The 14,218-nt window shown below is 53.7% G+C and carries 13 protein-coding genes; 11 read left to right on the top strand and 2 right to left on the bottom strand.

What is annotated here, in order from left to right; genetic code table 11:
* Positions 1 to 248: 248 nt before the first annotated feature.
* Positions 249 to 872, bottom strand: a complete 624-nt coding sequence (locus tag ACTRC3_RS10350; protein ID WP_440323007.1) for a type II secretion system protein — start codon at positions 870 to 872, stop codon at positions 249 to 251.
* Positions 873 to 929: 57 nt separating this feature from the next.
* A complete protein-coding gene (locus ACTRC3_RS10345; RefSeq protein WP_349165160.1) occupies positions 930 to 1,637 on the bottom strand; it encodes a FadR/GntR family transcriptional regulator in 708 nt (235 codons plus the stop codon).
* A 301-nt stretch (positions 1,638 to 1,938) separates the two neighbouring features.
* On the opposite strand from ACTRC3_RS10345, the gene hypB reads away from it, so the two are divergent.
* The 11 genes from hypB to ACTRC3_RS10290 form a co-directional block, all read left to right on the top strand.
* Complete coding sequence (gene hypB / locus ACTRC3_RS10340; protein WP_178038805.1) at positions 1,939 to 2,610, top strand: hydrogenase nickel incorporation protein HypB; 672 nt, start codon at positions 1,939 to 1,941, stop codon at positions 2,608 to 2,610.
* A 21-nt stretch (positions 2,611 to 2,631) separates the two neighbouring features.
* The gene (locus tag ACTRC3_RS10335; RefSeq protein WP_440323006.1) at positions 2,632 to 3,423 is read left to right on the top strand and encodes a nucleotide-binding protein; all 792 of its coding nucleotides are present in this window, start codon (positions 2,632 to 2,634) and stop codon (positions 3,421 to 3,423) included.
* Positions 3,424 to 3,462: 39 nt separating this feature from the next.
* Positions 3,463 to 4,650 (top strand): 2-hydroxyacyl-CoA dehydratase family protein, encoded by a 1,188-nt coding sequence (locus ACTRC3_RS10330; RefSeq protein WP_440323005.1) that lies wholly within the window; start codon positions 3,463 to 3,465, stop codon positions 4,648 to 4,650.
* Positions 4,650 to 6,200: a 2-hydroxyacyl-CoA dehydratase gene (locus tag ACTRC3_RS10325; protein WP_178038807.1), complete on the top strand. Its 1,551-nt coding sequence runs from the start codon at positions 4,650 to 4,652 to the stop codon at positions 6,198 to 6,200. The genes ACTRC3_RS10330 and ACTRC3_RS10325 overlap by 1 nt, the downstream gene beginning before the upstream one ends.
* Before the next feature lie 38 nt (positions 6,201 to 6,238).
* Entirely contained in the window at positions 6,239 to 7,039 is an 801-nt protein-coding gene (locus tag ACTRC3_RS10320; RefSeq protein ID WP_440323009.1) for an acyl-CoA dehydratase activase, read from the top strand.
* Positions 7,040 to 7,042: 3 nt separating this feature from the next.
* Complete coding sequence (locus ACTRC3_RS10315; protein ID WP_178038792.1) at positions 7,043 to 7,210, top strand: hypothetical protein; 168 nt, start codon at positions 7,043 to 7,045, stop codon at positions 7,208 to 7,210.
* Positions 7,210 to 7,920, top strand: a complete 711-nt coding sequence (locus ACTRC3_RS10310) for a carbon monoxide dehydrogenase (protein ID WP_440323004.1) — start codon at positions 7,210 to 7,212, stop codon at positions 7,918 to 7,920. Before ACTRC3_RS10315 ends, ACTRC3_RS10310 begins: the two co-directional genes overlap by 1 nt.
* A gap of 169 nt (positions 7,921 to 8,089) precedes the next feature.
* Entirely contained in the window at positions 8,090 to 10,888 is a 2,799-nt protein-coding gene (locus ACTRC3_RS10305; RefSeq protein ID WP_440323008.1) for an FAD-dependent oxidoreductase, read from the top strand.
* Positions 10,889 to 10,925: 37 nt separating this feature from the next.
* Positions 10,926 to 11,276: a hydrogenase maturation nickel metallochaperone HypA gene (locus tag ACTRC3_RS10300; protein ID WP_440323003.1), complete on the top strand. Its 351-nt coding sequence runs from the start codon at positions 10,926 to 10,928 to the stop codon at positions 11,274 to 11,276.
* 263 nt (positions 11,277 to 11,539) lie between these two features.
* Positions 11,540 to 12,793: a BMP family ABC transporter substrate-binding protein gene (locus ACTRC3_RS10295; protein WP_440323002.1), complete on the top strand. Its 1,254-nt coding sequence runs from the start codon at positions 11,540 to 11,542 to the stop codon at positions 12,791 to 12,793.
* 119 nt (positions 12,794 to 12,912) lie between these two features.
* Positions 12,913 to 14,218, top strand: a 1,306-nt coding sequence (locus ACTRC3_RS10290; protein WP_440323001.1) for an ABC transporter ATP-binding protein, incomplete at its 3' end; no start/stop codon positions are given.

The raw sequence follows: 14,218 nt of genomic DNA, 5'->3' as shown, positions 1-14,218 counted from the left end.
ATCACAGATACAACCCCGGCACATAAAAAAGACTCCTATATACCTTTCCCGAAAAGAACGGTATACATGAGTCTCATTTTTTAAGATTTGCCAGGTGCCACAGGCACCGAGGTTGTTGACAAACCACACTTGCGTGCAAACTACTCCCTCACGGAATACTCTTTTATGCTGGGTCTATGATAGCAGACGGGGGCGGGGCTTGTCAATAAATATTTTCAATAGAAAATGAATATTTAAGTGATAATAACTTAATTGTATTCTGTTAAATCTTTTCGACCAATAGTGATAAGGATAGCAGTACGTCCCCAGGGATTATTCTCGCTGCTAACACTGTCAGAGGTATTGCATACCAGAACTTTACAGTTATATGCAGTCAAGTAGTAGTTACTCTCTGGCGTCTTTGTGGCAATATATTCGTTAGTTTCACTGAAATATAGTCCGGTATAGCCTTTTCCACCGTCATAAATCAAAGAAAATACTTTGCCCGATTGGCTTACAACACAGAAAAATTGTCCATTGCCGCCATCCTGCAGACTGGGAAGTTCAGCCAGTGATACAATTTTCTTATAGTACTGAGCAGTATCGTCGTTAGCTGTTTTATCAGCGAGAGCGACACCGACACCGACAGAAGGAACATTTTTGGGAAATGTATCTGTTGCATACAATTCAGAAGCTTCCGTCTGAATCGCCGTCAAAAGCGACCGCGTTTCCGCTATCACCTGCTTTTCCTTCGCTTTATCCATATATCCGGTCAGCGCCGGTACCAGCAGCGCAGCCAGGATAGCCAGAATGACCAGCACTACGATGAGCTCCACCAGTGTAAAGCCAGCTTTTCGATTCCGTTGCTTTTGTATCCAATGTAACAGCTTCATAAAAATCTCCTTTTTTGCGTATGTCTTTGGTGTTTCTATTTTTCATAAATGACATGGTTAATAAGCATCGTTCAGATGCGCTTTAAATTGTTCAATGCACCCGGTGAAAAGCTCCACAGCCCGATCTGCATTGCCCTGGCGGATGCAATCACTGGTTTCTGACAAAATCTCCAGAAGCCGTTCCCGCCCGATGTATTCGCAGCAATCGGTCCAGGCCGTAATGGAAGACTGGAAAAACGCGTTCATCACCAGCGGCGAGATGCAGTTGCCGGTCAGCGTTACGATGGTCCGGCGATATAGGAACAGGGCTGACGCGAAGTCCGTGATATCCAGGTCTAAGGCTTTCCGGACAGCATCCAGAATTTCGGAGAGCTTCGCAAGGTCTGCCGGATCCTGCCGCTCACAGAGAATTCGCAGGGCAGGGCATTCCAGGTAAAGGCGGGTGTCCAGAAGGCTGATCAGAATTTTCCGATCCGGCATACCGCCCCGGTAACGGATCATGGCAAAGAGCGTATCCAGGTTGCCGGTACTGGTATAGTCGGCCACATGGACGCCTTTCCGGGACAGCACGTCGAGAAAGCCCCGTCTTGAAAGCTCCCGGATACCTTCGTGTACTACAGTTTTGCTGATTCCCATGGTATCTGCCAGTTCCCGCTCCGGCGGCAGCTTGTCTCCCGGCTTCAGCTCGCCGGAGAGAATCATTTCCTCCATCTGGCTCAGAAACAGCTCCTTAATCGAAGGCGCGTCAATTTTCCTAAAAGCCAAGTAAGCACCTCATTTCCTATAAAATTCCTGTAAAGCAGGACAGAAAACAACCGCAGATGGTTTTGGAACCCTGCGGCTTCAACAGCTTCAATATAGCATGGAATCCTGGGTAAGTCAATGAAAATTGGTCAGACCAAAACCAGAGAATAACAGAAGGCTTCCTGGTAAAGATACATAAAATCTGGTCAGACCACGACCATAAAAGAGATTGTGATTTTTTTGGCAACTTTGCCACTTTACAAGTGTGTAATAATGTCAGAAAATGATAATATACGATCAAAAAGAATGGGAGCGTTATGAAATGGAAGATAAAATTCGAATCATAGAAGTGAAGCGCAGCATCTTCGCGGACAACGACGCGGACGCGGAGAGACTCCGGCAGGAGCTGAAGGAGAAGAAGGTATTCCTGCTGAATCTGATGTCCTCACCGGGATCAGGGAAGACCACCACACTGCTGGCGCTGGCGAAGGCCCTGGAAGGCCGTATCAAAATGGGCGTGATGGAGGCTGATATTGACTCGGCGGTGGACGCGGAGACCATGACAAAAGCGGGAGTAAAGTCCATCCAGATCCACACCGGCGGCATGTGCCACCTGGACGCGGATATGACGAGACAGGGGCTTTACGAGTTCGGCCTCGACGACGCGGAGCTGGTGATACTGGAAAATGTGGGCAATCTGGTTTGTCCGGCGGAGTTCGACACAGGAGCTGTGAAAAATATGACAATTCTGTCCGTACCTGAGGGCGACGATAAGCCGTTGAAGTATCCGCTGATGTATGAGAAATGCGATCTGCTGGTGGTGAATAAGACGGATGTGATGCCGTATTTTGATTTCAGCAAAGAAAAATTAGAGGCGAATGCGAAGCTCAGGAATCCGAATATCACGATTCTCTACATTTCCGCAAAGACCGGCGAGGGCGTAGAGGCGCTGGCTGACTGGATTGTGAGAGAGGCAAAAAGCTGGAGAAGCTAGAGGAAGAGGGGAGAACATTTTATGCCATCAGACAAAGAAAAGCATGATACCAAAGTCCTCGCCGTTGCCGGAAAAGGCGGCGTAGGTAAGACCTCCATTGCGGCCAGCATCGTTCGCCTGCTGGCAGAAAACCACCCGGACAGCCGCATCCTGGCCATCGACGCGGATCCTGCGGTGGGGCTGTCCACGGCTCTGGGCATCGAGGTGGAAATTACCATTGATGATATTCGCAAAGCCGTCGTAGCGGCAGCTGAAAAGGGCGACACCCGGGACGCGGTGGAGCTGCTGGGCGAGGCCCGTTACCGCATCTTCGATGCCCTGGTGGAGGCTGACGGCTTCAGCTTCATCGCTGTGGGACGTCCCGAGGCGGCAGGCTGCTACTGTAAGGTAAACCTGTACCTGAAGGAGGTTATCAGCATTCTGGCTGACAATTTTGACTATGTGGTCATCGACGGAGAGGCGGGCGTCGAGCAGATCAACCGCCGTGTCATGGAGAAGGTGACGCACCTTCTTCTCATCACCGATTCCAGCCGCAAGGGCACGCAGGTCATCCGGACCATTAAAAAAGTGGCGGACGAGCTGGTCATGTACGAGCAGGTGGGAGCCATCGCCAACCGGCTGCCCTCTATGGATGTGAAGCAGTATCTGGATATGGGCGATATCCCGGTGCTGGCCTACATCCCGTCGGACGCGGCCCTGGCGGAATTTGATCTTAAGGGAGAAAATGTATTTTTCCTGCCAAAGGATGCGGCCATCGTCCGAGGCGCATGGGAAGCCCTGACGAAAATCGGTCTGCTGGACGGGGAACATTAAAAGCATTTGATAATAAGAAAAACTGAGGGGAGAGAGGGAATGAAAGACTTAAAGCATCTCTATGAGCTGGAGCGGCTTTTAGAGGACGCCAACAACGAGCTGGTGCGTCAGGCCCAGGGTGAGGGCCGCAAATGCATCGCCACGGTCTGTGAAAATGTTCCGGAACCGCTTCTGAATCTTCCGGGGACATTCTCGGTGCGTCTTCGGGCGCCCCGGACCGGCTCCATGGAAATGGCCACCTATTATATGACCAGCTTCCTGTGCGAGTACACCAGAGCTCTGTTGGAGCGTGCCATGGAAGGCGGCTACAACTTCACGGACTGTCTGATCACGCCGGACGGCTGCACTATGCTGAACCGCTGCATCGAGAATATGGAGCTTCTGCACACCATGGAGAAGCCGGACTTCTTTTATGAATACATGGAGATTCCCATGAAAAATGATGAAAACGGCCTGAATCTCTATATCTTGCAGTGCCGGAACCATGTGCTGACGCCCTTAAAAGAGCATTTCGGCATCGATGTGTCCGACAGTGCCATCCGTCAGGCCGTGGCGGAGCACAACCGTGTCTGTCAGCTGATCCGCGCCATCGGCGAATACCGAAAGGAGGAGCATCCGCGCATCACCGGCTACGAGTTCCATATCCTGACCATGGCTACCTATGTGGCACCGAAGGAGATGCTGATTCCGGTTCTGGAAGAGACCCTGGAGGAACTGAAAACCAGAGAACCGGACACAAAGAAATACCGTGCCCGGGTGGTGCTGGTGGGCTCCGAGGTGGACGACGTGGATGTGGTGAAGCTCATCGAGGACTGCGGCGCTTACGTGTGCGCCGACCGCTTCTGTTATGGATCATTTCCGGGCAGGGACGAGATCGTGCTGACTGAGGATGAGGACGCCCTGACGCAGGTCTGCCGTCAGTACATGAACCGGGCTCAGTGTGCCCGCTATATGAATCAGGAGAAGATTCAGGAACGGCGGGCCTATGTGGCGAAGCTGGCGGAGGATTACCATGCAGACGGCATTATCTATGAGCAGATGAAGTTCTGTGACCCCTGGGCCTATGAGCGGACCGTGGGAACCCAGGTGCTTCGGGACGAGTACCATTACCCGGTGCTGTCGGTGGACCGCCCCTACGCGGTGGGTCATTCGGGACAGCTTCGGACCCGCGTGCAGGCGTTTGTGGAGAGTATCGAGATTAAGAAAATCCAGGGAGGTGGAAAATAATGGGAAAGGAATGGGGAAGCGAGCCGCTGGGAAGCTTCTACACCACCGGCAAGGTTCGGAACCGCAGAGAATGGCGGGGACTGAAGGACACCTTTTATGATTACACCCGTTGGTTACATATTATGGGGATTCTGTCAAAATTCATCGTGAAGCCCCGGAACATCAAAGCCTTTTTCCGCTATCGCTGGATGGCCAACTATCTGGCCGCGCCCATGATGGTGGATCGGCACACCCAGGGGCTGCGCGGTCCGCAGCTTCGTATCGCCCATACCGAGTTCGACCTGGTTATGGCGGACGTGGCGAAGCTTCTGGACAATCTGTTCAAGGCGGATCGCCGCATCGGCAACGACAAGAAGCTGTCCGACAAGGTGGTCCTGATGGACGAAAATGAGATGACGGCCGTGATGATGGGCTTCCCGACCCTGAAGGGCCTGAGCCGCGAGACCCCGGCGGTCTACGTATCGGTGCTGCTGAATCAGTACGGGGCCTGCCATTACATTGACGTGGCACAGGAATACGGTCTGCCCGGCGACGTATGTCCCATGCCGGAGGCCGAGGCGGGCGTATCCATCGACGACGATTTTCCGATACTGGGCGCCTGCGCGGTACAGTGCAACACCACCTGCGACGGATCACTCATGGGCAACAGCGTCATTTCCAAGAGGCTGGAGCTGGAGGACGGCGTGCCCTGCTTCCAGCTGGCAGCGCCGCTCCGCCATCAGGAGGAGGACGTGCAGGAATACGCGGCCCAGGAAATCAGGAACTGTATCAAGTTCATTGAGGAGCAGACCGGGGAAAAATGGGACTGGGATGCCTATTTCACCTGTGCCGGGCGCGTGAATGAGTCCACCCGTCACCGTCTGGAGTGGCTGGAAATGAATAAGACCGATTACCCCCAGGTATTCGGATCCAACCTGGCGTTGTATACAGAGACCAATTACATGGCCATCTGCGGCAAGGATCCGGACTTCCTGGAGGCAGACCGAAGGATCACGGCGCTGGCGGAGAAGGCTTACAAGGCGAAGCATAAGGTCCTGCCGGAGTACCGCCACAGGGCCATCGTCTGGGGTGTGCAGTCCCATTTCTACTTTGATTTCCTGATCTGGCTGCAGAACTGCTGGGGCATCCTGCCGCTGACGGATATGCTGTCCATGGTGTCCACCAGGGTGCTGTCCGAGGATGACAAGGAGCAGGCCATCTACGATATGGCGTGGCTGACCGAGAATATGATCATGAGAAATCGGACTCACGGCGGCTACAGGGTTCTGTTGGACGAGCTCTGGGAGTTCTGCGAGGAGTTCCGGGCCGACACGGTTATTCTCTGGGAGCACATGAGCTGCAAGGCTCTGACCGGTATGCACGGCCAGTTTGAGGAGAAGGCCCGGGAGAAGGGCATTCATCTGATCTGGGTAACCCACGACCTGTTTGATCCGAGAGTCATTTCCAGACAGGCCATCCGCGATCAGGTAAACCGTTACATGCGGACCGTGTTCCGGGAAGAACCGCTGGATCCGAGCCTGGAGATTCTGACGGATGAGCAGTCATGGTAAGAATTCAGGCTCTGCATGGTAAGAAGGGGGAGAGAGACATGAAATATTTTGGCGGATGTGATTCCGGAAGTACGTATACAAAATGCGTCATTATCGACGAAACCGGAAAACTGGTGTCCGACGTGACCTTAAGAAGCCGCATCAACGCGGTCTTAAGTGCCGAGGATGCCCTGAAACAGGCTGTGGAGAAGGTGTCGGAGCTTGGAAGCGCCGAGGACCTGGCCTATCTGGTGGGCACCGGCTATGGCCGCAATAAGGTGCCCTTTGCGGATGAAAATATCTCCGAGATCAGCTGTCACGCCATGGGCGTCCATGTGGCGGATCCGAGCGTCCGTGCTATTATCGACATCGGCGGACAGGACGTAAAAGGTATCGCTGTGGATACGGATGGCACGGTGCTGAATTTTGCCATGAACGACAAATGCGCGGCGGGAACGGGACGGTTCTTCGAGGCCATGGCCAGAGCCTTTGAAATGGATTTGACCGAGTTTTCCAGACTTTCCTTACAGGCAAAAAATGTGATTCCGATTACGTCCCAATGTACGGTTTTTGCTGAGTCCGAGGTCATTTCCCTGGTGGGCGAGGGCAAGCCCATGGACGAGATCGCGGCGGGCATCGAGCTTTCCGTGGCGAAGCGCTGCTTTGTCATGAGCAAAAAGGCCGGAGCCGCAGGAAGCGTGACCCTGACCGGCGGCTGTGCCAAGAACGATGGGCTAAAAGCGGCCATTGAAAAGGTACTGAAGCTGAAGGTTACCGAGCTTCCCATGGATCCGCAGCTCATGGGAGCCCTGGGAGCGGCGGAGTTCGCGAGACAGAAGGGCATGGCGAAGGAGGCGTAAAGAATGACAGGAATTTTACATGCAATCGTGATAATCGCGATTATTGCGGCAGTTTTGTTCGTCCTGTCCTTTGCGGTCTATTTCTTCAATCTGGATATGAAGCTGACCGCAGCGCTGGCGCCGCTTTTTGAAAAGCATTACGATAAAATCGACAGGGATAAGCATTTATAATGAAGCTGTATGATGAAACCATAAGGAAAGTCCGGGCACTGCTGAGCAGTGAAAAGCAGCAGCTGCCCCACGACGCCACAGCCTGGCCCTCCGTTTCCGACCGGAGCATGATTCTTCGAAGCGACATGGCCTACGAGCTGGGCGGCGGCAGCCTGCCGGCCCTGGGTGTTACCCTGGTGACAGCTTCGAAGGATCTGGTTCCCGGCGACGGCGTGTTCTTAACCGGGACGGATTTGCCGGAAATCGACGCTGATACGCCATTTGCAAGGATCGCCCTGGTACGGGTGGGCGAGGATACCCTGGGCGAGGGGAAAAAGCTCTACCGGGCTATCCGGAATCTTGAGTATACCCGCTACCATTTTTACCCGGAGGGCTTCATGCTGCGGGTATCTTCCTCCAAACGGCGGGAGAGCGTCCGTATTGGCAAAGAAGCCCTGAAAAAAGGTCTGAATTTCGCGAAGACCGGCAGCCGGATGATCGCGGCCTTTCACAGCCACCCAGAGGTGGAGGCAGTGGAAATCCATTATGTGACGGCGAATGGATTCCCGTATCAGGAGCTGGAAGCGCTTGGCCGGGAAAGTGAAAGAATTACCGGGACGTTAGACCATATGATGCAGAACCTCACCATGGACTGCGGGGTCTGCGGACTGAAGCAGGTGTGTGACGAAGTGGAAGGGTTAAGAGAGTTACACTTTTCACGTAAGCAATGAGGCGTGCGAAGACAGACGGAAACTGTGAATGGGAAAGCTCGCTTTCACAGGCACAGTTTCTGGCTGTCTTCATAGGGCGAAGCCCGTGAGAATTAGCTTCGCAGAAGCTAATTCTTGCGCGCCGGAGTAAATATATTAAAAAGAAAAAGGAGATGACCCTATGTTTGACATGGAACAATACAACCAGTGGCCCGCGAACCACAAAAACGATAAAGCCCCCGGTGAGAAAATCATCAAGCTGGGACGGAAAATCACCGACGTAGCCGGACACATCATGGGCGGCGTGAAGGTGGAGGATCCGGAATACTGGGGTCTGGCGGAAATCATTACCGAGGAGATGGCAGAGGTCGGCTTATCCATGAAAAAGCGCGTGCCCTACACCTTTTCCGAGCTGTGCCACCTGAACAAAATCCCGAAGGAGGGTGAAGAAAAATTCCAGAAGCTGCTGGATGAGATGAGCTATATCGGACTTCTGGAGTACGATTACGGCTATCATTACGACCACAATGGCCGCACCCGGGAACAGACGGAGCGCAGATATATTCTGCCCATGTTCGTGCCCGGTTCCGCCGAGCTGTTCAACATGGAGGAGCTGCCGGACGGAAGCAATCCCCGTCTTAAGGAGCATCCGGACGTGGCTGCCTTCTTTGAACGCATGACGTTCATTCCCCTGGCCGGCATTACCCAGATGGTACCGCCCGGAGGCGCAGGCATCGGAATGCATGTCATCCCGGTGGAAAAAGCCATTTCCATGGAAAATCAGTCCATGGACATCGAGCACTTGTCCTACTGGCTGAAGAAATACGAGGGTCACATCGGCGTGGGCCGCTGCTCCTGCCGTGCTTCCCGTAAGGTTATCGGCGAGGGCGTGGCAGACGATGATTTCGGCTGGTGCATCGGCGTGGGCGACTTCGCGGACTACTGCCGCGAGACCGGCAAGGGCCACGACATCACCTACGAGGAGGCCATGGCCATCTTAAAGCGCGCCGAGGAAAATGGCTTCGTACACCAGATCACCAACATCGACGGTGACAACAAGATTTTCGGAATCTGTAACTGTAATGTAAATATCTGTAACGCGCTGCGGACCTCTCAGCTTTTCAACACCCCGAACATGTCCCGTTCCGCATATGTGGCGCACGTGGATAAGGATAAATGCGTGGCCTGCGGCCGTTGCGTGGAGTACTGCCCGGCAGGCGCTACCCGTCTGGGTCAGAAGCTCTGTCAGAAGGACGGCAGTGAGGTCAGGTATCCGAAGCAGCAGCTTCCGGACGCCGTAAAATGGGGCAAGGACAAATGGGATCCGGACTACCGCGACAACAACCGCATCAACAGCCACAAGTCCGGTACCGCTCCTTGCAAGACCGCATGTCCGGCACACATCGCCGTACAGGGCTACTTAAAAAAGGCCTCCCAGGGCAAATATCAGGAGGCTCTGGCTCTGATTAAGAAGCAGAACCCGTTCCCGGCAGTCTGCGGCCGTATCTGTAACCGCCGCTGCGAGGATGCCTGCACCAGAGGCACCATCGACCAGGCCGTAGCCATCGACGCAGTGAAGAAGTTCATCGCAGAGCAGGATCTGAAGGCGGAGACCCGCTACATTCCGCCCGTGGTCATCCCGGCCAGCATCCATATGGATCATTTCCCGGAGAAGATCGCCATCATCGGCGGCGGCCCGGCAGGTATGAGCGCAGCCTTCTATCTGGCGGAGAAGGGCTATCGTCCCACCGTATTTGAGAAGAATGAGGAGCCCGGCGGTATGCTCCGCTACGGCATCCCCTCCTATAAACTGGAAAAAGACGTCATCGCAGCGGAAATCGACGTGATGCGCGAGATGGGCGTGGAGATTAAGACCGGCGTGGAGGTCGGCAAAGATGTGACCTTAAAAGAGCTCCGTGAGCAGGGCTATAAGGCCTTCTATATCGCCATCGGCTGCAGCGCGGGCCGCAGACCCGGCGTGCCCGGAGACGACGCGGAAGGCACCACCACAGCCATTGATTATCTGCGGGAGGCCAACACCGGCAAGACCTCTTACACCGGAAGAGTCGTGGTCGTAGGCGGCGGAAACGTAGCCATCGACGCGGCCAGAGTCAGCGCCAGAAGCGGAGCCGGCGAGGTTCATATGCTTTGTCTGGAGTCTGAGGCAGAGATGCCTGCAGCAGATGACGAAGTACGCGAGGCAAAAGAAGACGGCGTAAAGATTCAGAACGGCTGGGGACCGAAGGAGGTTCTGACCGAGAACGGCAAGGTGACCGGTATCATCTTTAAGAAGTGTACCTCTGTCAAGAACGCAGAGGGTCGCTTCGCGCCGACCTATGACGAAAATGAGACCATCCGGATTGATTGTGACCGCGTGATTTTCGCGGTAGGCCAGAGAAGCGTCTGGGGCAATCTGCTGGAGGGCGAGAACGTAACCTTCAACGGTCCGGCCATCGTGGCGGATAAGCTGACCTATCAGACCGGACAGCCGGATATCTTCGTGGGCGGAGACGTGTATACAGGACCGAAATTCGCCATCGACGCCATCGCGGCAGGCCACTACGCGGCAGAATCCCTGCACCGCTACGTCCACAACGGCCATATGACCATCGGACGGAACCGTTGGGAGTTCAACGAGCTGGATAAGAGCAATATTTCCGTAGAGAGCTACGATAATTCCTCCCGCCAGATCGAGGGCGTGGACGAGACAGTACCGTCCAAATCCTTTAAGGACGCTCATCTGACTCTGACCGAGGAGCAGGTGCGCAAGGAGACGGCAAGATGTCTTGGCTGCGGCGCCACCATCGTGGACGAGAATAAGTGTATCGGCTGCGGCGTCTGCACTACCAAGTGCGAGTTTGACGCCATTACCCTGCGCCGGGATCATCCGGAGTGCTCGAAGATGGTGAAGGCCGAGGATAAGTTCAAGCATATCCTGCCCTATCAGCTGAAGCGCGCGGTGAAGATCGTTACAAATAAGGAAAAATAAAAATCTATTTTGAATAAAAAATAAGGAACTTAATACTATGCACGAATTGGGAGTGATATTCTACGTCGTGCGCGACGTAAAAAAGGTGGCGGAGGAAAATAATGTAAAAAAAGTCTCCGCCGTCACCCTGGAAATCGGCGAGGTCACCGGCATCATCCACGATTACCTCATCGACTGCTGGAACTGGGCCCGGAAAAAGGAGCCTGTGACGGAGGAAGCAGAGCTTAAGATCGAGCAGATCGACGCCGTCACCTTCTGCGAGGACTGCGGGCAGGAATATCCTACCGTGGCCCACGGCAGGACCTGTCCCCACTGCGGCAGTGAACACACCTATCTCCGCCGGGGCAATGAGTTTTTGATTAAAGCGATCGAAGTTACAGACGGTTGACAAAACAGTAAAGCAACGACAAAAAGCAAACGAAACAGCGGATGCCTCACAGGGCATCCGTTTTTCGTCATGTGATTCTACTGTTATAAGACGTCATCATTAAACATATAAGATAAACTTATAAGTGAATAAAATATTTAACAAAAATTAATAAATATATTGACAAAGTACGAGTCAGACACTTATACTTTAACATGTTGAGAATTGACTGATAACGACAGACTCAACATCCAAATAATGGGAAAACATATAGGAGGAACGTTATGAAAAAGAGAGTACTTAGTCTCATTACTGTACTGGCTATGACCGTCGGCATGCTGGCAGGCTGCGGCGGATCTGCTGACAAGGCTTCTGCGGACACCAAGACAGAGACAGACGCAGAGTCCACCACAACAGAGGGAGAGGCTTCCTTGGCAGATGTCAAGGTAGGTTTTATCTTCCTGCACGATGAGAACTCCACCTACGACCTGAACTTCATGAATGCCGCAAAAGAGGCATGCGAGAAGCTGGGTGTTGAGTACATGACGAAAACAAATATTCCGGAGGGTCAGGAGTGCTATGAGGCAGCATGCGAGCTGGCAGACGCAGGCTGCAACTTCATCTTCGCAGACAGCTTTGGACATGAGGATTACATGATCGAGGCAGCCAAGGAGAATCCGGAGGTACAGTTCAGCCACGCAACCGGAACCAAGGCGCATACCGAGAATCTGGACAATTTCCACAACGCATTCGCTTCCATCTATGACGGACGTTACCTGGCAGGTATCGCCGCAGGCATGAAGCTGAATGAGATGATTGACAATGGCGATATTACCGCAGAGCAGGCTAAGATTGGTTACGTCGGAGCATTTACCTACGCAGAGGTTATCTCCGGTTACACCTCCTTCTTCCTGGGCGCGCGTTCCGTATGCCCGACCGCTACCATGGAAGTAACCTTCACAGGTTCCTGGTACGATGAGACAGCAGAGAAAGAGGGAGCAAACAAGCTGATCCAGGACGGCTGTGTTCTGATCAGCCAGCATGCAGACTCCATGGGAGCTCCCACCGCATGTGAGACCGCAGGCGTACCGAACGTATCCTACAACGGAAGCACCGAGAGCGCATGCCCGAATACCTTCCTGGTATCCTCCAGAGTAAACTGGGAGCCGTACTTTGAGTACGCAATCAACTGCGTAGCAAACGGAGAGGCCATCGACGCTGACTGGACAGGAACTCTGGCAACCGGTTCTGTAGAGCTGAGCACCCTGGGAAGCGCAGTGGCAGAGGGAACACAGGAAGCCATCGACGAGGCAAAGGCCAAGATCGAGTCCGGCGACCTGCATGTATTTGATACTTCTACCTTCACCGTAGAGGGCCAGGAGCTGACCAGCTACGAGGCAGATGTAGATACCGATGCAGAGTATACACCGGATCATGAGGTCGTAAGCGACGGATACTTCCATGAGTCTGAGTACCGTTCTGCTCCGTACTTCAATGTAAATATCGACGGTATCAATCTTCTGGATACCGCATTCTAATACGAGCCTGAACGCTTACGCTTAAGTAAAAAGCACAGGGCGGCGCAGCAGCGAATATGCCGCGCCGTCCTTTTGATCCGTTTTGCGGATCCGTCATAAACGAGGGAAGGAAACAAAAGATGGAAACCAAAGTAGCCGCAGTTTCAATGAAAAACGTTACAAAGACCTTTGGCTCTGTAGTTGCCAATGAAAAGGTAGATCTGGATATCTACAAGGGCGAAATCCTGGCGCTTCTGGGCGAAAACGGAAGCGGAAAAACCACGTTGATGAATATGCTGGCCGGTATCTATTATCCGGATGAGGGTCAGATCTTTATCAATGGAAAGGAAGAGGTCATCAAGACCCCGAAGGACGCCCTGAATCTTGGTATCGGCATGGTGCATCAGCATTTCAAGCTGATCGACGTGCTTACCGCCACAGAGAACATTATCCTGGGTCTGGAGGGAAAGCTGAATATCAAAGAGGCTTCGAAGAAAATCGAGGCGATCTGTGAGAAATATGGCTTCGAGGTAGACCCGAAGCAGAAGATTTATGATATGTCGGTATCCCAGAAGCAGACCGTGGAGATTGTAAAGGTATTGTACCGCGGCGCGGATATTCTGATTTTGGACGAGCCCACCGCCGTGCTGACGCCCCAGGAGACCGAAAAGCTATTCCGTGTCCTCCGGAAAATGCGGGACGACGGCAAGGCCATTATCATCATCACCCATAAGATGCACGAAGTAGAGTCCCTGTCTGACCGTGTGGCAGTCCTCCGGGACGGCAGATACATCGGCAGCATGGCGACCAAAGACACGACCGTCACCGAGATGACCAACATGATGGTAGGTCATGCGGTGACCCTGAATATTGACCGCCCGGATCCGGTGAATCCGAAGCCGCGTATCGTGGTGAAGGATCTGTCCGTCCGCAGCGAGGATGGTATTCAGAAGTTAAAAAATGTGTCCTTTACGGCAAAGAGCGGCGAGATTCTGGGTATCGCAGGCATTTCCGGCTGTGGGCAGAAGGAGCTTCTGGAGGCCATCGCAGGGCTGCAGCCGGTGGAATCCGGAACCATCGGGTACGTGGAGGACGACGGCCACGAGGAGCCTTTGCTTGGCAAAGATCCCCTGAAAATTGCTGAAATGGGCGTGTCCCTCTCCTTCGTGCCGGAGGATCGTCTGGGTATGGGCCTGGTGGCGAACATGGACCTGGCTGACAATATGATGCTCCGTTCCTTCCGGAGGGGAAAAACACCCTTTACAAACCGCCGCCCGTCCAGGAAGCTGGCCCAGTCCGTGGTTGAGGAACTGGAGGTAGTAACCCCGGGTATCTCCACCCCGGTCCGCCGTCTGTCCGGCGGTAATGTACAGAAGGTGCTGGTAGGCCGTGAGATCGCTTCCGCGCCGACGGTACTTCTGACAGCCTATGCGGTAAGAGGACTGG

The organism is Laedolimicola sp. (assembly GCF_051972735.1).
GTDB lineage: Bacteria > Bacillota > Clostridia > Lachnospirales > Lachnospiraceae > Laedolimicola > Laedolimicola intestinihominis.
Note: the sequence above shows the minus strand (reverse complement) of the source record. Positions and strands in the feature narration are given on the sequence as shown.

Bases quoted from the DNA above. Each gene is read 5' to 3' on its own strand.
- ACTRC3_RS10350 (WP_440323007.1), bottom strand. From the start codon at position 872: ATGAAGCTGTTACATTGGATACAAAAGCAACGGAATCGAAAAGCTGGC.
- hypB (WP_178038805.1), top strand. From the start codon at position 1,939: ATGGAAGATAAAATTCGAATCATAGAAGTGAAGCGCAGCATCTTCGCG.
- ACTRC3_RS10335 (WP_440323006.1), top strand. From the start codon at position 2,632: ATGCCATCAGACAAAGAAAAGCATGATACCAAAGTCCTCGCCGTTGCC.
- ACTRC3_RS10330 (WP_440323005.1), top strand. From the start codon at position 3,463: ATGAAAGACTTAAAGCATCTCTATGAGCTGGAGCGGCTTTTAGAGGAC.
- ACTRC3_RS10325 (WP_178038807.1), top strand. From the start codon at position 4,650: ATGGGAAAGGAATGGGGAAGCGAGCCGCTGGGAAGCTTCTACACCACC.
- ACTRC3_RS10320 (WP_440323009.1), top strand. From the start codon at position 6,239: ATGAAATATTTTGGCGGATGTGATTCCGGAAGTACGTATACAAAATGC.
- ACTRC3_RS10315 (WP_178038792.1), top strand. From the start codon at position 7,043: ATGACAGGAATTTTACATGCAATCGTGATAATCGCGATTATTGCGGCA.
- ACTRC3_RS10310 (WP_440323004.1), top strand. From the start codon at position 7,210: ATGAAGCTGTATGATGAAACCATAAGGAAAGTCCGGGCACTGCTGAGC.
- ACTRC3_RS10305 (WP_440323008.1), top strand. From the start codon at position 8,090: ATGGAACAATACAACCAGTGGCCCGCGAACCACAAAAACGATAAAGCC.
- ACTRC3_RS10300 (WP_440323003.1), top strand. From the start codon at position 10,926: ATGCACGAATTGGGAGTGATATTCTACGTCGTGCGCGACGTAAAAAAG.
- ACTRC3_RS10295 (WP_440323002.1), top strand. From the start codon at position 11,540: ATGAAAAAGAGAGTACTTAGTCTCATTACTGTACTGGCTATGACCGTC.